The sequence below is a fragment of the Escherichia whittamii genome (assembly GCF_014836715.1).
In the GTDB taxonomy this organism is placed as follows: Bacteria; Pseudomonadota; Gammaproteobacteria; order Enterobacterales; family Enterobacteriaceae; genus Escherichia; species Escherichia whittamii.
The window spans coordinates 153,649-174,477 of the sequence record NZ_JACSQI010000005.1 but is presented as its reverse complement, the minus strand read 5'-3'; the positions used below and the strand labels follow the sequence as shown (position 1 = coordinate 174,477).

Sequence of the window (20,829 nt, the reverse complement as noted above, 5' to 3'; positions counted from 1 at the left end):
TTATTGTCCTGCGAGTTGATGAAGGGCAGCGATGACGCGTTCGGCGTCAGCGGTGGTCATATCCGGGAACAGCGGCAATGAGCAGATGCGTTCGCTGTTCCATTCGCTATTGGGTAACGAAAGAGCGGGAAAACGTTCGCGATAATATTTTTGCGTGTGGGTGGCGCGGAAATGTAACCCGGTGCCAATGCCTTTTTCTTTTAACGCCTCCATCAATGCATCGCGGTTGATACCGCAACGTTGTTCATCAACACGAATAATAAACAGATGCCATGCGTGAACATGCGGCCATACGGGAAGGCTTAAAGGCTGGAACGGGAGAGCTACCAGTGCTTGTTGATATTGCAGGGCAATTTCCCGACGACGGGTGTTAAGTTGCTCTAATTTATTTAACTGCGTCAGGGCTATAGCGGCGTTAATATCGGTCAGATTGTACTTGTAGCCAGGCGTTAATACTTCTGCCTGCGGTGCACGGCCCCAGGTTTGCCTGTCATATGCATCGACGCCCAGACCATGAAATTTCAGCATACGTAGCTGGCGGGCGAGGTTTTCATCATCAGTAACAATCAGACCGCCTTCCGCACAGGTAATATTTTTGATGGCGTGAAACGAAAAAATAGCAGTACCTTTCGCACCAATATGTTGGCCTTTGTAATACGTACCGACGGCATGGGCGGCATCTTCGATGACTGCGATACCGTGGCGTTCACCAATGGCGCGAATAGCGTCAATATCTGCGGGTGCACCGGCATAATGCACTGGAATGATGGCTTTAGTGTGCGGCGAAATGGCTGCTTCGATTGCTTCAGGCGTAACCATCAGCGTATCGCGATCGACATCTACCATCACCGGCGTAGCGCCCAACAAAGAAATCATATTGAGGGTTGAAACCCAGGTCAGGGAAGGCGTGATCACTTCATCGCCAGCGCCAATCCCCAGCGCCATCAGCGTGATATGCATTCCGGCAGTGGCTGAGTTGACTGCAATGGCATGCTGATTTCCTGTCAACTGGCAAAAGGCGTGTTCCAGTTGCTGATTTTTCGGACCCGTGGTGATCCAACCGGATTCGAGGACCTCTTGAACTGCCGCGAGTTCTTCCGCACCCATTGCCGGGCGTGAGAAAGGCAAAAAATCTGACATTATTTTTCCTTCGGCCATTGAATACTTTCCCCATCTATCCACTAATAATTGTTATAGGGGACGTTATATGTATTTTGCCATTTGGAATGGAATTCTAAGGTTAGAATATTAATTTAACCTTAAGGAATGAATATAAGACTTAAATATTATTTTTTTTGTTTTTTTATCTTATTCGGGCTTTTAATTTGACAAGATTTAAGGCATTTTGCGTGCATCGTAATGTCTTAATATTATCCCAGCCACTATTTGCCGATGAAAATGTCGTTAGTTTTCGTGGTCACTTAGCGGCTAGCTTGTCTACAGGTGGAGCCTACGTGTTAGCCTTTTGCCGGACTTCGTTGAAGTCTAAAAAATATGCCTTAATTTTACTGGCGCTTGCTGCGATTGCAGTGCTGGGTACACATGCAGCCTGGAGTGGTAATGGTTTGCCGCGTATCGACAACAAAACGTTGGCCAGATTGTCGCAACAGCACCCGGTGGTGGTTCTGTTTCGCCATGGAGAACGCTGCGATCGTTCCTCCAATCAATGCTTGTCAGACAAAACAGGTATTACGGTAAATGGCTCTCAGGATGCGCGTGAACTGGGCAAAGCCTTCAGCGCAGATATCCCTGATTTCGATCTTTATTCCAGTAATACCATTCGGACCATTCAATCGGCGACCTGGTTTTCAGCGGGTAAAAAACTGACGGTAGATAAGCGATTTCTACATTGTGGGAACGAGATTTATAGCGCAATTAAGGATTTGCAAACAACATCGCCTGGTAAGAATATTGTTATTTTTACCCATAACCATTGCCTGACGTATATTGCCAAAGACAAACGTAATGCGACATTTAAACCAGATTATCTGGATGGACTGGTAATGCATGTGGAGAAAGGCAAAGTATTTCTGGACGGTGAGTTTGTTAATCGTTGATATTTTTAAGATGACAGCCAGTTATGGCTGTCGTTTCTATGACAGCAGTCCTTTCAAACGTAACGTTTTGCGGGTTGCAACATTCAAATCGTATTGCGCCAGATCTTCGGGTTTTACCCACGCGTATTCCTGAAACTCTTCGTTTATTTTCACTTCACGGTTGGCAGAAACGCAGTCAAAGATCAGATAAATCATATAAATCTCTTCCTTACGACCATCTGCATACGTCTTAGTGCGAATGTCATCGCTGAAAGTCCACGTAGTGATTTCAGTAAGAATCAGTTGCTCGCCCAACTCTTCTCTGATTTCGCGGCGTAATGCTTCTTCAATACGCTCGCCAGGCTCCACTCCACCGCCCGAAAGCGCCCATTGACCCGGGAAAACGCCGCGATCGTCAGCCATTTTACATAGCAGATAAGCACCATCATTTTGAATCAAAGGGCAAACAATAGTCCGTTGTCGCACAGGGATGTTCCTTATAATCGAAAATAAACCAAGAGAATACGGCAACTCATAAATATGCGAAAGTGACATTAGTCTCTTTTGCGATGATAACTACGCTGATTATTATTTTTGTTTATAACGTTAAACCATGTTTATTTTTTCGGCATTAAATTATTTGAGAAGTATTTAGTTACAATAAGTTAGCAGATCACTTTTTTCGCGCATTGAATCCTCTGCGTCAGGCAGTACAATCCCGCAGCTTTGGGGAATATTGATTATCTTGTTGCGGGAAAAGGTAAAAATGAAAAAAATTGCGCTACCAGTTCTGGCTGGAATGCTGTTGGTTTCTGCATCGGTCAATGCGATGAGTATCAGCGGCCAGGCAGGTAAGGAATACACCAATATTGGCGTCGGTTTCGGGACCGAGTCTACGGGACTGGCGTTAAGCGGTAACTGGACACATAACGACGACGACGGTGATGTCGCGGGCGTGGGGCTGGGTCTGAATCTTCCTCTGGGGCCGTTAATGGCAACTGTAGGTGGGAAAGGTGTTTATACCAACCCGAATTACGGCGATGAAGGTTACGCGGCAGCAGTCGGTGGTGGTTTGCAGTGGCAAATTGGCGACAGCTTCCGTCTGTTTGGTGAGTATTATTACTCTCCGGATTCGCTCTCCAGCGGTATTCAAAGTTATGAAGAAGCGAATGCTGGCGCGCGTTACACCATTATGCGTCCAGTCAGCATTGAGGCAGGTTACCGTTATCTGAACCTGTCGGGGAAAGACGGCAACCGCGATAATGCCGTGGCTGACGGCCCTTATGTTGGGGTTAACGCCAGCTTCTGATGCCTTCCGGCGCGGCGTTCTGTCGCGCCATTCAGTTTCTTACTACGCCTTATCTCCCTTTGCGTTATAGTGATTCGATAACAAAAGCAGGAGATAACCATGTTAAAAGTGGAAATACTATCCACCGGGGATGAGGTGTTACACGGGCAAATCGTTGACACGAATGCAGCCTGGCTGTCCGACTTTTTCTTTCATCAGGGCTTGCCGCTATCTCGCCGTAATACCGTAGGCGATAACCTTGAAGATTTAGTCACCATTCTTCGTGAGCGCAGTCAGCATGCCGATGTGCTGATCGTCAACGGCGGGCTGGGGCCAACCAGCGATGATTTAAGCGCGCTCGCTGCTGCGACAGCAAAAGGTGAAAGTCTGGTGCTGCATGAAGCCTGGCTTAAAGAGATGGAACGTTATTTCCGCGAACGTGGTCGCGCGATGGCGCCGAGCAACCGTAAACAGGCAGAACTGCCAGCGAGTGCCGAGTTCATCAATAACCCCGTAGGCACCGCCTGTGGTTTTGCCGTGCAGCTTAACCGTTGCCTGATGTTCTTTACCCCTGGCGTGCCGTCGGAATTTAAAGTGATGGTCGAGCATGAAATCCTGCCGCGCCTGCGCGAGCGATTTGCATTGTCGCAACCGCCGGTTTGCCTGCGTTTGACTACCTTTGGTCGTTCGGAAAGCGATCTGGCGCAAAGCCTGGACTCTCTGCAATTACCGCCGGGCGTAACGATGGGCTATCGCTCCTCGATGCCGATAATTGAACTTAAGCTGACCGGACCGGCAAGCGAGCAACAGGCGATGGAAAAACTGTGGCTGGACGTTAAACGTGTTGCCGGACAGAGCGTGATTTTCGAAGGCACCGAAGGATTGCCAGCGCAGATCAGTCGCGAATTGCAAAATCGCCAGTTCAGTTTGACGTTGAGCGAGCAATTCACCGGCGGTTTATTGGCTTTGCAACTATCTCGCGCAGGTGCTCCATTGCTGGCGTGTGAAGTGGTTCCTTCACAGGAAGAAACCCTGGCGCAAACTGCACACTGGATTACAGAACGGCGGGCCAACCATTTTGCCGGGCTGGCACTGGCTGTTTCTGGTTTCGAGAACGAGTATCTCAACTTTGCGCTCGCCACGCCGGACGGCACTTTCGCCCTGCGCGTACATTTCAGCACCACGCGTTACAGCCTGGCTATTCGTCAGGAAGTGTGCGCAATGATGGCACTTAACATGCTGCGCCGCTGGCTGAACGGCCAGGATATCGCCAGCGACCATGGCTGGATTGAGGTTGTTGAGTCCATGACCTTATCTGTTTGATCGGTCATTCTGTGCCGGTTTACTGCACCGGCACATTACCCTCCCGCAAATTTGTCCAACCTGTTGTACTCAGTAAGAAAAAATCCGTGCGCAGATTCACAATTTTGTACGTAATTTCTCCAGTCCGCTGGACGAGAAACGGGATTTGATGCGCTTCACAATTTTACTCACCCTGAGCGACCAGACTGATTCCAGTATCTAAGACTGGAGTCCAGTATGTTGGAATCAAGCAAAGTACCCGCCCTGACACGGGCTATTGATATTCTCAATCTGATTGCCCGCATTGGCCCCTGTAGTGCTGCGACGATCATCGACACATTGGGGATCCCGAAAAGTACGGCCTATCTGTTGCTTAATGAACTAAGCATCCGGCGGATCCGCGCTGCGGGTAAAGCCGCAGGTTTTCTGGCTGTTGACCCAGATATGGCGCAGCAATGCCTTGCGTGGGGAGCGAACTTTGTCGCCGTAGGCGTTGACACGATGCTCTACAGTCATGCCCTCGATAAGCGACTGGCAATGATTTAAATCAGGCAAAAATGGGCCACGCATAACAGGAAATTATTAATATCAAAGGCCCACAGGGATTGACTGTGGGTCTGTGCGGAGATTAGTGATTTTTCTCTGTTAGATCGGCTTCGTTTAGCTGGGTGGTTGCGAGCACCAGGTCACGAGCGATGCCCTGTTCCAGCATTCGCAAAGCGATTTTAATGGCTTGTTCATGCATGCCTTCTACTTTACCTTTCTGCAAACCTTCTAACTTACCTTGCTGCAAACCTTCCAGTTTACCTTCCTGCCAACCAATTTGATGTCCTTCCTGCCGTAGCCGTTCAGCAATCGTCATTAATCTCTCCTTTTGTAGTGGTGAACGTTCGGCAATCTCCTCGATAAAATGGCTGAAACGGGAGGTATCGCCGCATTGCAGGAGATAATTAAACAGTGTTTGTAATTGGCTGTCATTAGTGAAGCCCCTAACCAAAAGCGTGGTGATCCTGTCGACCAGACCGATTAAATCGCGTTAGCGAATATGTTTCTGAATAAGCTCCAGCAGGGCGATACGGCGATGCTGCATAATCTCATCGTCAGGGACGATGGTGATATCCACCAACGGAAATGCCTCGGTGTAGAGCTGCCGGGCAAGCTGCGGGTCGTCAAATTCATCCAGCCAGTTCAGTGAATATGGGTAGGGTGAGGTTTCGCCGTGATAAAACAGCATTGGCACTACCAGCGGGACTCTGTCATAGCCTTTGTCCAGATGGCGCTGCATGGCGGCAGTGGCATAACGCATCAGTCGAAAGGCCATGTTTTTTTCCGCAGAACTTTGATGCTCAATCACGCAGTAGATATAACCTTCGCCGTCGCTGGTTTCTACCGACCACAAAACATCCGAGTAGTAAGCGCGTAAACTTTTTTCAATAAAACTGGTGGGTTCCAGCCTTAAAGTTTGCAGATTGCAAAGTTTTCTCAGCGGTTCCGGCAGATGTATTTCCAGAAAATCCCGCGCGGTTTCGGGCGAGAACATAAACGTTTTAAACACCGCATCATGCGGGGAGGATGTTGTTGATTCAGTCATGGTTGTCCGTCACCTGATTTTTATGATGACAGGACATTACGGGGATCGCAGGCCGATGACATCTGGCAGTTTTAGCCTTTGCGAGACGTTTTCAGAAGTATTTTTACTGCAATGCAACGCATACATTGGGTACGGAACCGTGCACGCAAAAATGCCCGATAAGCCATGAACTCATCGGGCATCAGAAGGACGTTTAAGCCAGTGCCTGGGCCAGCAGTGTGATCGGGTGTTCGCAGCGAAGGCTTGTGGACATCTCAATCTGCCATTTGCAGGTTTCGCAGTCGGTAACGACCAGATCCGCGCCGCTCTCTTCTATCTGGCGGAACAGTGGCGCACCAATGGCTTGTGAAGTGGGGTAGTTCTCTTTTTTGAAACCATATGTTCCGGCAATACCGCAGCACTGGGAATCCAGCACTGTCAGCTCAAGCCCTGGGATCTTACGCAACAGCTCCAGGGTGTAGAGCGTCCAGCCCATTTTTTCCATATGGCATGGGGTGTGGTAAACAACTTTTAGCGGCAGCGGTTTCAGCGGTAACGTTTTGCCTTCGTCCAGTTTGCGCCATAGCCAGCGAGTCGCCAGTTCGATGTGATCGCGCAAGCCTTTGTTGTCGACATTCAGCACTTCCGGGTACTCGTCGCGCAGAGCAAACGTACAGGTGGAGGAGGTGGCAATCACCGGAATACCTTTTACTCCAACAGCCTCGCGGATCGACTCCACATTCGTCATCGCCTGTTTGCGTGCTTTATCGGTAAAGCCGTTGGCGATTAGCGGCACACCGCAGCATTTTTCTTTGCTGAGTAATTGCACTCCCGTTCCCATCGCGTTGAGCACTTTAATTAAATCTTTACCCAGTTGCGGATGGTTGTAGTTGACGAAGCAACCGTGGAAAAAGGCGACCTGGTCTTTATACTGCGCCTGCTGAGTTGCCACGCTGCGATACCAGCGACGGAACGTGCCGAAGGAGTATTTTGGCAGCGTGCGTCGATGGTCTATTTTTAATGCCACATCAAGCAGTTGCCGCACCGGTTTCAGCGAGGTAGCGGTGTTGACGATGGGCGCGAACGGCGTGGAAACGCTACCCATCAGGTCGGTATGGCTTAAAACAAAGTTACGCAGCGAGGGGCGCGTGGTGTCATATTTCGCTCGTGCACGCTGGATGATATCGCCAATCTTCACATCGGACGGGCAGGCGACTTCACAACGTTTACAGTTAATGCAATATTTCAGTGCCTCGTCATACAGTGCACCATCTTTCAGGCGCAGACGTTCGCCATCCGGCCCGGCCTGTTTTGGCCCGGGATAACCTGGATTTACTCGGCTCACCGGGCAGGCGGTGGTGCAGACGGTGCACTTAATGCAATTTTCGAAGCTGGTATCGTTCATTTTTGGCCTCCTGCGCGTTGGGCAATCTGTTGAGCGGCATGTAAAGCACTGACGGCACAAACGCCGCCGCCGCATCCCTGGGCGATGGGATCAAATCCGCCCAGAACCGAACCGATGGCAAACAAGTTCTCTACCGTTTGACCAGCCTGTGACGGGCGTAGCACCTCGTCAGTGGTCACGCCGAACAGTTGCCACGGTTGCGCAGCAAAAAAGTCACTTCTATACCACTCACCCCGCGTGGCGGTTTGCAGCACATCAAGGTCGAGAATTGGCTCGCGAATGCTGTCACGTTCCGCCACCAGGCCACCGCTAAAGAAACTGCCGCTGGCAAGCACCGCAAAACGCGGACGCAGCGGAATGTCGGCGTGGTTACGGGTCCAGATTTCGCTCACCGCGCCATTTTTGCAGGTCACGCTTTTCACTTCATCGCCCGGCATCCACACGCCGCCCTGGCGCACAAACTGGCGTTGTAACTGGTTTTGCAGACGAATACCCAGCACTGAAGGTGGTAGTGTAGGTAGCAGCATTAATGAACAGGGCAATTGCTCGTTCAGCCACCGCCACAGTTTGTCATCTGCCAGCCCAAAGCAGGCAGGCATCATGATCATTTCGCAGGTATTGGCGACTGGAATAAGTGCGTCAAATAACAGCGGCCAGTTTTCTTCGTTATCAAGGAAGCGGGCGATATTCACCGCGCGAAACTCGGTGGCGTTATTGCGTAGCACATCCAGTTCCGGTAGTTCAATTTCAGCAGTTTCAACCGAAAGATCCAGTTCGCGCAACGAAGCCGCCGCAAGATGCGCCTGAAAATCCATCAGACCGCTAATTCCCACCACACATATCTTCTTCGCGGGTAGCGGCCAGACAGGAACTTCTGGCGAACTTAACCAGGTCGAACGCAAAGTGCCGAGCGGGGTAACGCGCTGATGGGCCAGTTCCACGCTGCCCTGCAATTGCGCGCCGCTTTCCGCAATTAATGCCTGCGCCTGACAAGCGAGATCCAGTACGTGTTGTGGGCCGAGAAGGCTGTAAGGGTGGGCAGGAGCCTGATGGCACAAAGACTCCAGCCCTGCGTGAATGTCTGCCACTGGCTGACCGTCTGGCAGGTGGCTCAGTAAGTCCAGCGATCCTGATGAGAAATGCAGAGCGCTTTGTCCACGAGTGACAATGGCACAGCGCAGGCCGTGTTTTTGCAATTGCAGGCCGCAGAGTAATCCGGCAAGACCGCCGCCCATAATGACAGTATCAAATCGCATCTTTCTGCTCCTTCTCCAGACCACACAGTCCCTGATAAACCCAGCGGGTAAATTCGCTTTCGCGCAGTGCGTCCCCCCATGCAATGGGCTGCACACCTTTCCAGCGTTCGTTAAGGAAGGTGGAAAGTTGTTCGATAGATTGCGCGGACGTGGTGACGTTAAAGCGTTGTAACAATCCGGCTGCGCGGCAGGCACAGAGTTCCCCCTGGCAAGTTCCCATCCCCACACGGGTGCGACGACGTAAATCCAGCAGGCTGTTGACGTTTAAATTTTCTACTGCGTACTGAACTTCGCCAGCGGTAACGGCTTCACATTCACACACCAGACTGCGATGCAAACGGCCTTCACTTAGCCAGGCGGGGGTGCGATCGCCATGACGATAAACAGCAGAACCGCGCAGTGGGGCAGGCAGGGAGATCACTTTGCGCAGTGTGACTTCTGTCGGTTCTTGTGAGCCAGGCAGCGCCAGGTCAGCGGTAGTGCAGGGGCGCGTGTTGCCAAGCTTGCGGCAGACGGCATCCGTAGCCCATTCCGCCATCAGGCGGTAAGTCATCAGTTTACCGCCTGTGATAGTAATAAATCCGTCCAGGCCGTCGCGCTCGGCGTGGTCGAGCAGCACGATGCCGCGACTGACGTTACGACCGCTCGGGTCGTCATCGCTGGCAACCAACGGGCGTACGCCAGAGTAGGCTCGCAGAATGCGCGTTTTCGCCATCACCGGAGCCAGTTTTTCCCCTTCACGTAGCAGAATATCCACTTCTTCTGCTGTCACTCGATTGTCATCAATTTCGTCGTAATCAATACGTAATGAGGTGGTGCCAATCAGCGAAATGGTATCGCCAGGCACCAGAATATCGGCGTCGGAAGGTTTACGGCAGCGGTTGATCACATGCTGGTTAATGCGGTGATCCATGATCAGCAACGATCCTTTAGCCGGGAACATACGAATGCGCAGATCGGCATATTCGGCAATATGTTGCCCCCAGATCCCGGCGGCGTTCACTACTACAGGCGCATGAAGTGCCTGAGTTTCGCCAGTGAGATGGTTCCGTACACGAACGCCACATACCGTCGCGCCTTCACGAATCAGGCCAGTCACTTCGTGGGCGGTGAGGATAACTGCACCGTGTTCTTTCGCATCGAGCATGTTCGCTGCGGTCAGGCGGAATGGGTCAACGGTGCCATCCGGAACTTTTACCGCGCCAATCAATGCCGGGTTAACGGAAGGTTCGATAATGCGTGCTTGCTGTGGATCAATGGCTTCAGCACTGATTCCAGCCTCTTCGCAAGCGCGAATAAAAGTCGCCTGGAAGGAGAGGTCATCTTCCGGCAGGGTGATAAACAGGCCGTTGGTTGGTTCGACACAGTGACGCGCAATGCGTTTTAAAATCTTGTTTTCACTAATACATTCGCGTGCCGATTCCGCATCGGTAACTGCATAGCGTGCGCCGCTGTGCAGCAGACCGTGGTTACGCCCGGTGGCTCCCGTTGCGATGTCGTGGCGTTCAACCAAAATCACTTTCAGCCCGCGCAGAGCACAGTCGCGGGCGATACCGGCTCCTGTTGCGCCGCCGCCAATGATAATCACGTCACTTGTTTGCGAGTCGCGAGTTTTCATTGTTATCCCTTAAAAGTTCGTTTTGTCTCATTTAGCCACAGAAAAAACATGTATTGTTTGATTTCGCGCATAATCGCTCATAATTCGAAAGTGAAGCGTGATTTCATGCGTCATTTTGAACATTTTGTAAATCTTATTTAATAATGTGTGCGGTAATTCACATTCATGAAATGAATGATTAATTAACATCGCGGCGACTCAAGAAACGGCAGGTTCTTCCATTGAATCAGGCTGTTAATCATAAATAAGACCACGGCCACGGAGGCTATAAATGTTGAGTATTTTTAAACCAGCGCCACACAAGGCGCGCTTACCTGCCGCGGAGATCGATCCGACTTATCGTCGGTTGCGCTGGCAAATTTTCCTGGGGATATTCTTTGGCTATGCTGCTTACTATCTGGTTCGTAAGAACTTTGCACTCGCAATGCCCTATCTGGTGGAGCAGGGGTTCTCTCGCGGTGATTTAGGTTTTGCCCTTTCTGGGATCTCAATTGCTTACGGATTTTCGAAATTCATCATGGGTTCGGTGTCTGACCGCTCGAATCCGCGCGTTTTCCTGCCAGCAGGTTTGATCCTGGCGGCGGCAGTCATGCTTTTTATGGGCTTTGTCCCGTGGGCGACATCGAGCATTGCGGTAATGTTTGTGCTGCTATTCCTTTGCGGTTGGTTCCAGGGGATGGGGTGGCCGCCGTGCGGTCGTACTATGGTGCACTGGTGGTCGCAGAAAGAACGTGGCGGCATTGTGTCGGTGTGGAACTGTGCGCATAACGTCGGTGGTGGTATTCCGCCGCTGCTGTTCCTGCTGGGTATGGCCTGGTTCAATGACTGGCACGCGGCGCTTTATATGCCGGCTTTCTGTGCCATTCTGGTGGCGTTGTTCGCATTTGCGATGATGCGCGATACCCCGCAATCTTGTGGCCTGCCGCCGATCGAAGAGTACAAAAATGATTACCCGGACGACTATAACGAAAAAGCGGAACAGGAGCTGACCGCGAAGCAGATTTTCATGCAGTACGTGCTGCCGAATAAACTGCTGTGGTACATCGCCATCGCCAACGTGTTCGTCTATCTGCTGCGCTACGGTATCCTCGACTGGTCACCGACTTACCTGAAAGAGGTGAAACACTTCGCGCTGGATAAATCCTCCTGGGCCTACTTCTTCTATGAGTATGCGGGCATTCCGGGCACTCTGCTGTGCGGCTGGATGTCGGATAAAGTTTTCCGTGGTAACCGTGGGGCAACTGGCGTCTTCTTTATGACTCTGGTGACTATCGCCACCATCGTTTACTGGATGAACCCGGCAGGCAACCCCACTGTCGATATGATTTGTATGATTGTTATTGGCTTCCTGATCTACGGCCCAGTCATGCTGATTGGTCTGCACGCGCTGGAACTGGCGCCGAAGAAAGCAGCAGGTACGGCGGCGGGCTTTACCGGGCTGTTTGGTTATCTTGGTGGCTCCGTAGCGGCAAGCGCGATTGTCGGCTACACCGTTGACTACTTCGGCTGGGATGGCGGCTTTATGGTGATGATTGGCGGCAGCATCCTGGCGGTTATCTTGTTAATTGTCGTGATGATTGGCGAAAAACGTCGCCATCAGGAATTACAGCAAAAACGCAACGGAGGCTAATGGCATGAAATTGACGCTGAAAAACCTTAGCATGGCTATCATGATGAGTGGAATGCTTATGGGAAGCAGTGCAATGGCGGCGGATCACAGCGAGAAAATAGTGATTGCCCATCGCGGCGCCAGCGGTTATTTGCCGGAGCATACGCTGCCTGCAAAGGCGATGGCGTATGCGCAGGGGGCAGATTATCTTGAACAGGATTTGGTGATGACGAAGGACGACCATCTGGTCGTTCTGCATGACCACTATCTTGACCGGGTAACTGATGTCGCCGATCGTTTCCCGGATCGAGCGCGTAAGGATGGCCGTTATTACGCGATAGATTTTACGCTGGATGAAATTAAGTCTTTAAAATTCACTGAAGGCTTCGATATTGAAAACGGTAAAAAAGTGCAGACTTTCCCCGGACGTTTCCCGATGGGTAAATCTGACTTCCGTGTGCACACTTTCGAAGAGGAGATTGAATTTGTTCAGGGGCTAAATCATTCGACCGGGAAAAATATCGGTATCTATCCAGAGATTAAAGCACCGTGGTTCCACCATCAGGAAGGGAAAGATATTGCGGCAAAAACGCTGGAAGTGCTGAAGAAATATGGCTACACCGGTAAGGATGATAAGGTTTATTTGCAATGCTTTGATGCTGATGAACTGAAGCGTATTAAGAATGAGCTGGAGCCCAAAATGGGTATGGACCTCAACCTGGTACAGCTGATTGCCTATACCGACTGGAACGAAACTCAGCAGAAACAACCGGACGGAAGCTGGGTCAATTATAGCTATGACTGGATGTTCAAGCCGGGCGCCATGAAACAGGTAGCGGAATATGCTGATGGTATTGGCCCGGATTACCATATGGTGATTGATGAAAAATCGCAGCTGGGTAATATCAAGCTTTCCGGAATGGTAAAAGATGCACAGCAGAATAAGCTGGTGGTGCATCCTTATACCGTGCGGGCCGACAAGCTACCGGAATATGCCACCGATGTGAATCAGTTGTATGACATTCTGTACAATAAAGCCGGTGTTAATGGGTTATTTACCGACTTCCCTGACAAGGCGGTAAAATTCCTCAACAAAGAGTAACGTTATTACAGGATGGCGTTTTAAACGCCATCCTGTCTTACTTCAAATTTCACCACTCACCACTAAACTCTCCATGCACATCTGCAGTAAAAACAGCGGGCTGCCTTCTACTGGAGTTTCTTTCGCCAGTAATGAAATCTGTCGATAGAAGGTCGGCTCCAGAGGAACGGAACACAATTCACCGGCAGTGGTTTTAAGTGTTAATTCCGGTAATAAAGCAATGCCTAATCCCTGACGAATAAAACTGATTGCTGTATCCGGATGGTTAAATTCATATTTTATCTGCGGTATAATATTTTTTTCTTTAAATAACGCCATAATGCTTAATTCATAGCGCCCTTTACTGATAATTAATGGCTCACCCATCAGCTCTTCTACCGTAATGGTGCTATTGTTTGCCAGTGGATGGTCGGGCGGCAATACTACAGTAAATTTGTCCTGATATATCGGCACGGAGTACATTCCGCTTACGGGGAAATGAACAAAACCAGCATCAATGGTTTCATTCTGGACCGAATCTATAATTTCCGTGGTATTTTCCTCAAAAGGAATAATTTTTACATTCGGATGATGAATTTCAAAGTAGCGAATCACCACTGGTAAAATGCAGGCGCATACACTGGGGAAACAGCCGAGCCTCAGCGTTCTTTGTGGGTTCTGTTTTTCCTGTTCGGCTATCTCTTTCACCGCGTTAACTTCCCTATTAATGGCGCGCAGGTGATGCACAATTCGGTGACCTGCTGCGGTCAGTTGTAAAGCTTTCCGGCGATCGCGTAACAGAATATTCACGCCAAGTTCTTGTTCCAGGGCTGCAATCGCCTGGCTTACCGCCGACTGCGTCATGAACAATCGCTTGCTGGCTTCAGTAAAACCACCGTAATCCAGCACGGCGAGTAAAGAATGTATTTGAGTTAGTGTCATTAGAGTTTACTAATTAATAATATTAAAACGATTAATTTCTTTAATAGAATGCCGCCATTTATACTCCTGTTCTGCAAAGTACATCACAATTTGACGCAACCGCAGTAACGGGAGTGTTGTCTGCGTGCGTCATCCTGACAGGCGGTAGGGTATGAAAGAGAAGTTATGGACGAAGGATTTTTGGGCAATAACTATCATCAGTTTTATTATATTCTTCGTTTTTTATGTTTTATTAACGTTGTTGCCAATTTACATCTCTGACCATTTACATGCCTCGCCTGATAAAGCCGGTTTGTTGGTGACTTTATTTTTAATTGCCGCCATTGTCATTCGTCCTTTTGCAGGCCAATGGGTAGCGAAATATTCTAACAAAGCGATTCTGGTGCTCTCTTCTCTGGCCTTTTTGTTGGTCACTGCGATGTATCCTTTTTGTCAGTCGATTGAATCACTGCTTTTTATTCGGGTGCTTCATGGGATTACCTTCGGGGTTATCACGACAGTAAAAGGAACGATTTCTGCGCGGTTGATCCCGGCCTCCCGACGTGGGGAGGGCATCAGTTTTTTCTCTCTGGCAATGGGGCTGGCGATGGTGGTTGGGCCGTGGATTGGTCTGAATATGGCGCGCCGGGAGGCCTTTGCCCCCGCATTCTGGTTATGCGCGGCGGTGGCCGCGTTAGGCATCGTATTATCGTTGATGATGACCGTGCCATCGATACTGCGCCATGCTGATGGGGTGAAAGCAAAAATGGGCTTCGCAGCGATGTTTGACCGTGCCGCGATACCATTTGCGCTGATTACCTTTTTTATGACTTTTTCTTACGCAGGGGTTTCTGCTTTTCTGGCGCTCTACGCTCGCGAACTTAACCTGATGTCGGCTGCCAGTAACTTCCTGCTTTGCTACGCCGTATTCCTGATGATTTGTCGAACCTTTACTGGCAACATTTGCGATAAAAAAGGGCCAAAATATGTGGTTTTCCCTTGTCTGCTGGCGTTTACCATTGGTCTGGTTGCGCTGGGCTTTAGCCAGGGGAGCGTGATGATGATTGTCTCTGGGGCGCTGATTGGTATTGGTTATGGATCTGTCACGCCAGTATTCCAGACACAAATCATCAGTTCGGTAGAACCACATAAAATTGGTGTCGCAAACTCGTTATTCTTCAATGCGATGGATGCCGGACTGGCGCTGGGGGCGTTTGTGATGGGGATGATGGTTGCGCATACTGGCTACCGGACGATCTATCTGCTGGGTGCGCTGTTAGTGGTAGTGGCTGGCGGAATTTATGCTCTACAAATGAAAGGAAGAAGTGGCGTGAGGCTAGTCTCGGCAAAAGAACTCCATTAATAAACATTTTTTATTAAGTTTTTCTTAAGGTGAACACCTATAGTCATTGTCGTTAAAAATAACAACAGGCGACAGGGTATGGTTGTTTCAGTAAACCGCGACGAATTTAATCACTGGTGGGCAACGGAAGGTGACTGGGTTGAAGAGCCGAATTTCCGCCGCAGCGGCATGAGCGGGGTGCAATGCGTTGAACGAGACGGGCAAAAACTTTATGTGAAGCGCATGACTCAGCACCTGTTTTATTCCCTCCGCTATCCATTTGGTCGCCCGACGATTGTGCGCGAGGTTGCGGTGATAAAAGATCTGGAACGCGCCGGTGTGATTGTGCCGAAAATCGTTTTTGGTGAAGCGGTGAAAATTGATGGCGAATGGCGCGCGTTGCTGGTGACCGAAGATATGGCGGGGTTTATCAGCATTGCTGACTGGTATTCACAACACGCAGTAACTCCTTATTCCGACGATATACGGCAAGCAATGTTGAAAGCGGTGGCGCTGGCATTTAAAAAGATGCATAGCGTTAATCGTCAGCATGGTTGCTGCTATGTTCGCCATATTTATGTGAAAACAGAAGGTAAGGCAGAAGCCGGTTTTCTTGATCTGGAGAAAAGCCGCCGTCGTTTGCGGCGCCATAAAGCGATCAATCATGACTTCCGCCAACTGGAAAAATATCTGGAGCCGATTCCCAAAACCGACTGGGAGCAGGTGAAAGCGTATTACTACGCCATGTAATCGTTGTAGGCCAGATAAGACGCATGAGCGTCGCATCTGGCAACTATTCGCGCATGCCATGTTGGATGCGGCGTAAACGCCTTATCCAACCTACAAAAAGCCGTTGTAGGCCAGATAAGACGTATGAGCATCGCATCTGGCAACTATTCACGCATGCCATGTTGGATGTGGCGTAAACGCCTTATCCAACCTACAAAAAGCCGTTGTAGGCCAGATAAGACGCATGAGCGTCGCATCTGGCACTAGTGCCAGATCACAACTCGATTTCAATATCGCCTTTTGCCCGGCAACAACAGGGCAAAATCTCTCCTGGCTGAATAAAGGCTAACGGTTCGGCAATCCAGTCAACCTGACCTGCAATCAGGCGTGTGCGACAGGAGCCGCAATAGCCTTCGCGGCACTGGTACTCAACCGCCACATTATGGGATTCCAGCGCCGCCAGAAGGGAAGGGTGTTCATCCTGGCACAGCAGTTGTGTGCCAGTGATGCGCAAGGTAACGCGGGTCATCAGAGCTGGAAGTTACTCAAATCGTCGGTGTCCACTTCCGAGTCAATTTGACCGACCAGATAAGAACTCACCTCAACTTCCTGTGGGGCAACCTGTACGTTATCAGACACCAGCCAGGTGTTGATCCACGGGATCGGGTTGGAGCGCGTCTGGAACGGCAGATCCAAACCGACAGCTTGCATACGGATGTTGGTGATGTACTCCACGTACTGGCAGAGAATGTCTTTATTCAGACCAATCATCGAACCGTCACGGAACAGATAATCCGCCCAGTCTTTCTCTTGCTGTGCCGCCTGGACAAACAGGTCATAGCACTCCTGCTTACACTCTTCGGCAATTTCCGCCATTTCCGGATCATCAGCGCCGCTGCGCAGTAGATTCAGCATATGCTGGGTGCCAGTCAGGTGCAGAGCTTCGTCACGGGCAATCAGGCGAATAATCTTAGCATTGCCTTCCATCAGCTCACGTTCAGCGAACGCGAAGGAACAAGCGAAGCTGACGTAGAAGCGAATGGCTTCCAGCGCGTTAACGCTCATCAGGCAGAGATAAAGTTTTTTCTTCAGCTCGCGCAGGCTAACGGTCACGGTTTTACCGTTGACGGTGTGGGTGCCTTCGCCCAGCAAATGCCAATAGCTGGTCATCTCGATCAGCTCATCGTAATAGCGGGAAATACCTTCCGCGCGTTTCTGGATCTGCTCGTTGGTGACGATATCGTCGAATACAACAGACGGATCGTTAACGATATTACGAATGATATGGGTATAGGAACGAGAGTGAATCGTTTCTGAAAATGCCCAGGTTTCGACCCAGGTTTCCAGTTCCGGAATAGAAATTAGCGGCAGCAGTGCCACGTTCGGGCTGCGACCCTGAATTGAATCGAGCAACGTCTGGTATTTCAGGTTGCTGATAAATATGTGCTTTTCGTGTTCAGGCAGCGCCTGATAATCGATACGGTCGCGGGAGACATCAACTTCTTCCGGACGCCAGAAGAAAGAGAGCTGCTTTTCGATCAGCTTTTCGAAGATTTCATATTTTTGCTGATCGTAGCGGGCCACGTTGACCGGCTGACCAAAGAACATTGGCTCTTTGAGCTGATCATTTTTCGTCTGTGAAAAGGTGGTATATGCCATGAATGTGTCCTGTTAGGAGTTTAATGCCGGATAAAGCATTTTACGCGGCATCCGGCATCCTCTGCCTGATGCGACGCTGGTGCGTTTTATCAGGCCTACAAATTCGAGCCGTAGGCCGGATAAGGCGTTTACGCCGCATCCGGCATCTCAATATCAGATCTTACATGCGCCGCTTTCGCAGCCATCGTCCTGGATTGACGGCACCAGATCGTCCTGCGCGTCTTCAGCGCCGTCACGGGTGTTCTGATAATACAGCGTTTTGACCCCGAATTTGTAGGCGGTGAGCAGGTCTTTCAGCAACTGCTGCATCGGCACTTTTCCTGACGGGAAGCGTGACGGATCGTAGTTAGTATTAGCAGAGATCGACTGATCGATAAATTTCTGCATGATACCAACCAGTTGCAGGTAGCCGTCGTTACCCGGCATCTCCCACAGCAACTCGTAGGCGTCGTGCAGATGCTCGTAGTCCGGCACCACCTGACGCAGAATACCGTCTTTCGACGCTTTAATGCTGACATAACCGCGCGGCGGTTCAATACCGTTAGTGGCGTTAGAGATCTGTGAAGACGTCTCGGACGGCATCAGAGCAGAAAGCGTGGAGTTACGCAGACCGTGAGTTTTGATGGACTCACGCAACGCTTCCCAGTCGTAATGCAGGGGTTCATTGGCAATGGCATCCAGATCTTTCTTATAGGTATCGATCGGCAGGATCCCTTTGGCATAGGTGGTTTCGTTAAACCACGGACACGCGCCTTGCTCTTTCGCCAGCTCGTTAGACGCTTTCAGCAGATAATACTGAATCGCTTCGAAGGTTTTGTGCGTCAGGTTGTTTGCGCTGCCGTCGGAGTAGCGTTTACCGTGCTTCGCCAGATAGTAAGCAAAGTTGATCACACCAATACCCAGCGTACGGCGACCCATCGCCCCGCGTTTGGCTGCCAGGATCGGGTAATCCTGATAATCCAGCAGCGCGTCAAGTGCGCGCACCGCCAGAACTGCCAACTCTTCCAGTTCATCCAGGCTGTTAATAGCGCCCAGGTTGAAAGCAGAAAGCGTACACAGCGCGATTTCACCGTTCTCGTCGTTAACGTCATTCAGCGGTTTGGTCGGCAGGGCGATTTCCAGGCACAGGTTAGACTGGCGCACTGGCGCAATAGCCGGATCAAACGGGCTGTGGGTGTTGCAGTGGTCAACGTTCTGAATATAAATACGACCAGTAGACGCACGTTCCTGCATCATCAGCGAGAACAGCTCAACCGCTTTCACGCGCTGTTTGCGGATGCTGTCGTCTTTCTCATATTTGGTGTACAGGCGCTCAAACTCTTCCTGATCGGCGAAGAACGCATCGTACAGTCCCGGTACGTCGGACGGGCTGAACAGAGTAATCTCTTCACCTTTCAGCAGACGGGTATACATCAGTTTGTTGATCTGCACCCCGTAGTCCATATGACGTACGCGGTTGCCTTCTACACCACGGTTGTTTTTCAGCACCAGCAGACTTTCTACTTCCAGATGCCATATTGGGTAGAACAGCGTTGCCGCACCGCCGCGCACGCCGCCCTGGGAGCAGGATTTCACCGCCGTCTGGAAATGTTTGTAGAACGGAATACAACCGGTGTGAAACGCTTCGCCGCCACGAATTGGGCTACCCAGCGCACGAATACGCCCGGCGTTGATGCCGATACCCGCGCGCTGGGAAACGTATTTCACAATCGCGCTGGAGGTCGCGTTAATGGAATCCAGGCTGTCGCCGCACTCGATCAGCACGCAGGAACTGAACTGACGAGTCGGAGTACGCACGCCGGACATGATTGGCGTCGGCAGCGAAATTTTAAATGTGGAAACTGCGTCGTAAAAACGCTTCACATATTGCAGACGTGTTTCACGCGGGTAGTTCGAGAACAGGCACGCAGCAACCAGAATATAGAGGAACTGTGCGCTCTCGTAGATTTCACCGGTCACGCGGTTCTGTACCAGATATTTGCCTTCCAGCTGCTTAACGGCAGCATAAGAGAAGGTCATATCACGGTCGTGAACGATAAACGTGTCCATCTGCTTGAACTCTTCTTCCGTGTAGTCTTCCAGCAGATGATTATCGTATTTGCCCATCTCGACCATTTTAACCACGTGGTCATACAGCGCAGGCGGTTCAAACTGACCGTAGGCTTTTTTACGCAGGTGGAAAATTGCCAGGCGTGCGGCGAGATACTGATAGTCCGGTGCGTCACGGGAGATCAGGTCAGCGGCAGCCTTGATAATGGTTTCGTGGATGTCGGAGGTCTTGATACCGTCATAAAACTGAATATGGGAGCGCAGTTCGACTTGTGAAATAGAAACGTTATGCAGTCCTTCCGCCGCCCAGTCCAGAACGCGATGGATTTTGTCGAGATTGATGCGCTCTGTGCTACCGTCGCGCTTTGTCACCAGCAGATTCTGATTCATGTATGTCGTACCTGTTTTTTTCGCAATAGTTTCGCTCCAACTACCTGTAGTAAGGAAAGTCGCAATGAACACTATATATAGGGGGTCTATTTGGGATTCACTGCAAGATAGTGTGAAAATGGCCCTGTTGCAAGTGCATAACTTTGTGGATAACTCAGGAAGGAAAAAGTGACTTCCGCGTACCTTAGGTCAGACAAGGTGTTCGGGAAAGTCAATGGGAAGAGAAAAATTTGTTAAAAATAACCGTTCGGTGATTTCTTGAACGTTCAATTTAAGATAATTATTGATCCAGGTTATTTATTGCACTTAACTCAATTCAGCAAAAATTGATTTTGCTGCAACAGCATCTGGAGCAATCATTTATTCCATTGTTCACAATGTGAGCATTTGTAACCTGCTGTAAGGTTGGTAACGGTGTTTTTTTATTCAGTTAATGTTAAATAATTACTCTCAATGTTGATTTTTCTTAAGGTTGATAAATGATTTAATTAAATTGATGTCATTTAAGTATTGTTAATTAAAGAATTAATGCGAGTTTAAAAATATTTTCAGTTCTATTTGTTATTATTAACAG

General features: G+C 50.0%; 17 protein-coding genes and 2 pseudogenes. 9 read left to right on the top strand and 10 right to left on the bottom strand.

The window, feature by feature from the left end:
- Complete coding sequence (gene arnB / locus H9644_RS10345; protein WP_191774449.1) at positions 1-1,140, bottom strand: UDP-4-amino-4-deoxy-L-arabinose aminotransferase; 1,140 nt, start codon at positions 1,138-1,140, stop codon at positions 1-3.
- A gap of 314 nt (positions 1,141-1,454) precedes the next feature.
- Here arnB and ais point away from each other — a divergent pair, with 314 nt between their 5' ends.
- A complete protein-coding gene (gene ais / locus H9644_RS10340) occupies positions 1,455-2,057 on the top strand; it encodes a lipopolysaccharide core heptose(II)-phosphate phosphatase Ais (protein WP_064526683.1) in 603 nt (200 codons plus the stop codon).
- Positions 2,058-2,093: 36 nt separating this feature from the next.
- On the opposite strand, the gene nudI is transcribed toward ais, so the two are convergent.
- Positions 2,094-2,522 carry a nucleoside triphosphatase NudI gene (gene nudI / locus H9644_RS10335; protein ID WP_191774447.1) on the bottom strand — a complete coding sequence of 143 codons (429 nt, stop codon included), beginning with the start codon at positions 2,520-2,522 and terminating at the stop codon, positions 2,094-2,096.
- A 280-nt stretch (positions 2,523-2,802) separates the two neighbouring features.
- Here nudI and H9644_RS10330 point away from each other — a divergent pair, with 280 nt between their 5' ends.
- From H9644_RS10330 to H9644_RS21725, 4 genes and pseudogenes are all read left to right on the top strand, one after another.
- Positions 2,803-3,345 (top strand): YfaZ family outer membrane protein, encoded by a 543-nt coding sequence (locus H9644_RS10330; RefSeq protein ID WP_191774445.1) that lies wholly within the window; start codon positions 2,803-2,805, stop codon positions 3,343-3,345.
- A 99-nt stretch (positions 3,346-3,444) separates the two neighbouring features.
- Positions 3,445-4,647: a nicotinamide mononucleotide deamidase-related protein YfaY gene (locus H9644_RS10325; RefSeq protein ID WP_191774443.1), complete on the top strand. Its 1,203-nt coding sequence runs from the start codon at positions 3,445-3,447 to the stop codon at positions 4,645-4,647.
- Between the two features lie 216 nt (positions 4,648-4,863).
- A pseudogene (locus tag H9644_RS21730) lies at positions 4,864-5,022 on the top strand (helix-turn-helix domain-containing protein); the annotation flags it as partial.
- Positions 4,996-5,172, top strand: coding sequence for an aldolase/citrate lyase family protein (locus tag H9644_RS21725; RefSeq protein ID WP_404825875.1), 177 nt, complete (start codon positions 4,996-4,998; stop codon positions 5,170-5,172). The pseudogene H9644_RS21730 and the gene H9644_RS21725, both read left to right, overlap by 27 nt.
- Before the next feature lie 82 nt (positions 5,173-5,254).
- On the opposite strand, the pseudogene H9644_RS10315 reads toward H9644_RS21725, so the two are convergent.
- From H9644_RS10315 to glpA, 4 genes and pseudogenes are all read right to left on the bottom strand, one after another.
- Positions 5,255-6,217, bottom strand: a pseudogene (locus tag H9644_RS10315) (ISNCY family transposase).
- Between the two features lie 193 nt (positions 6,218-6,410).
- Positions 6,411-7,601 (bottom strand): anaerobic glycerol-3-phosphate dehydrogenase subunit GlpC, encoded by a 1,191-nt coding sequence (glpC, locus tag H9644_RS10310; RefSeq protein ID WP_191774441.1) that lies wholly within the window; start codon positions 7,599-7,601, stop codon positions 6,411-6,413.
- Positions 7,598-8,857, bottom strand: a complete 1,260-nt coding sequence (gene glpB, locus H9644_RS10305) for a glycerol-3-phosphate dehydrogenase subunit GlpB (RefSeq protein WP_191774439.1) — start codon at positions 8,855-8,857, stop codon at positions 7,598-7,600. The genes glpC and glpB overlap by 4 nt, the downstream gene beginning before the upstream one ends.
- The gene (gene glpA, locus H9644_RS10300; protein WP_064526702.1) at positions 8,847-10,475 is read right to left on the bottom strand and encodes an anaerobic glycerol-3-phosphate dehydrogenase subunit A; all 1,629 of its coding nucleotides are present in this window, start codon (positions 10,473-10,475) and stop codon (positions 8,847-8,849) included. The genes glpB and glpA overlap by 11 nt, the downstream gene beginning before the upstream one ends.
- Positions 10,476-10,746: 271 nt before the next feature.
- Between glpA and glpT the strand changes: the two genes are divergently transcribed.
- Positions 10,747-12,105, top strand: a complete 1,359-nt coding sequence (gene glpT, locus H9644_RS10295; protein ID WP_064526704.1) for a glycerol-3-phosphate transporter — start codon at positions 10,747-10,749, stop codon at positions 12,103-12,105.
- A 4-nt stretch (positions 12,106-12,109) separates the two neighbouring features.
- Positions 12,110-13,186, top strand: a complete 1,077-nt coding sequence (glpQ, locus tag H9644_RS10290; RefSeq protein WP_191774437.1) for a glycerophosphodiester phosphodiesterase — start codon at positions 12,110-12,112, stop codon at positions 13,184-13,186.
- Positions 13,187-13,228: 42 nt separating this feature from the next.
- Here glpQ and H9644_RS10285 read toward each other — a convergent pair whose 3' ends face one another.
- Positions 13,229-14,107, bottom strand: coding sequence for a LysR family transcriptional regulator (locus H9644_RS10285; protein ID WP_191774435.1), 879 nt, complete (start codon positions 14,105-14,107; stop codon positions 13,229-13,231).
- Between the two features lie 151 nt (positions 14,108-14,258).
- Here H9644_RS10285 and H9644_RS10280 point away from each other — a divergent pair, with 151 nt between their 5' ends.
- Together H9644_RS10280 and inaA are read left to right on the top strand one after the other, a co-directional pair.
- Entirely contained in the window at positions 14,259-15,449 is a 1,191-nt protein-coding gene (locus H9644_RS10280) for an MFS transporter (protein ID WP_064526711.1), read from the top strand.
- A gap of 78 nt (positions 15,450-15,527) precedes the next feature.
- Positions 15,528-16,178 (top strand): lipopolysaccharide kinase InaA, encoded by a 651-nt coding sequence (gene inaA / locus H9644_RS10275; protein WP_191774433.1) that lies wholly within the window; start codon positions 15,528-15,530, stop codon positions 16,176-16,178.
- 253 nt (positions 16,179-16,431) lie between these two features.
- On the opposite strand, the gene yfaE is transcribed toward inaA, so the two are convergent.
- The 3 genes from yfaE to nrdA all read right to left on the bottom strand — a co-directional run bounded on the left by yfaE (position 16,432) and on the right by nrdA (position 20,255).
- Entirely contained in the window at positions 16,432-16,686 is a 255-nt protein-coding gene (gene yfaE / locus H9644_RS10270) for a ferredoxin-like diferric-tyrosyl radical cofactor maintenance protein YfaE (RefSeq protein WP_064526716.1), read from the bottom strand.
- The gene (nrdB, locus tag H9644_RS10265) at positions 16,686-17,816 is read right to left on the bottom strand and encodes a class Ia ribonucleoside-diphosphate reductase subunit beta (protein WP_064526718.1); all 1,131 of its coding nucleotides are present in this window, start codon (positions 17,814-17,816) and stop codon (positions 16,686-16,688) included. The genes yfaE and nrdB overlap by 1 nt, the downstream gene beginning before the upstream one ends.
- A 153-nt stretch (positions 17,817-17,969) precedes the next feature.
- On the bottom strand, positions 17,970-20,255 hold the full coding sequence (nrdA, locus tag H9644_RS10260) for a class 1a ribonucleoside-diphosphate reductase subunit alpha (protein ID WP_064526720.1): 2,286 nt from the start codon (positions 20,253-20,255) through the stop codon (positions 17,970-17,972).
- Positions 20,256-20,829 lie beyond the last annotated feature (574 nt).

Bases quoted from the DNA above. Each gene is read 5' to 3' on its own strand.
- H9644_RS10280 (WP_064526711.1), top strand. From the start codon at position 14,259: ATGAAAGAGAAGTTATGGACGAAGGATTTTTGGGCAATAACTATCATC.
- nrdA (WP_064526720.1), bottom strand. From the start codon at position 20,255: ATGAATCAGAATCTGCTGGTGACAAAGCGCGACGGTAGCACAGAGCGC.
- H9644_RS10285 (WP_191774435.1), bottom strand. From the start codon at position 14,107: ATGACACTAACTCAAATACATTCTTTACTCGCCGTGCTGGATTACGGT.
- glpA (WP_064526702.1), bottom strand. From the start codon at position 10,475: ATGAAAACTCGCGACTCGCAAACAAGTGACGTGATTATCATTGGCGGC.
- yfaE (WP_064526716.1), bottom strand. From the start codon at position 16,686: ATGACCCGCGTTACCTTGCGCATCACTGGCACACAACTGCTGTGCCAG.
- H9644_RS10330 (WP_191774445.1), top strand. From the start codon at position 2,803: ATGAAAAAAATTGCGCTACCAGTTCTGGCTGGAATGCTGTTGGTTTCT.
- glpC (WP_191774441.1), bottom strand. From the start codon at position 7,601: ATGAACGATACCAGCTTCGAAAATTGCATTAAGTGCACCGTCTGCACC.
- glpT (WP_064526704.1), top strand. From the start codon at position 10,747: ATGTTGAGTATTTTTAAACCAGCGCCACACAAGGCGCGCTTACCTGCC.
- nrdB (WP_064526718.1), bottom strand. From the start codon at position 17,816: ATGGCATATACCACCTTTTCACAGACGAAAAATGATCAGCTCAAAGAG.
- inaA (WP_191774433.1), top strand. From the start codon at position 15,528: ATGGTTGTTTCAGTAAACCGCGACGAATTTAATCACTGGTGGGCAACG.
- glpB (WP_191774439.1), bottom strand. From the start codon at position 8,857: ATGCGATTTGATACTGTCATTATGGGCGGCGGTCTTGCCGGATTACTC.
- glpQ (WP_191774437.1), top strand. From the start codon at position 12,110: ATGAAATTGACGCTGAAAAACCTTAGCATGGCTATCATGATGAGTGGA.
- arnB (WP_191774449.1), bottom strand. From the start codon at position 1,140: ATGTCAGATTTTTTGCCTTTCTCACGCCCGGCAATGGGTGCGGAAGAA.
- H9644_RS10325 (WP_191774443.1), top strand. From the start codon at position 3,445: ATGTTAAAAGTGGAAATACTATCCACCGGGGATGAGGTGTTACACGGG.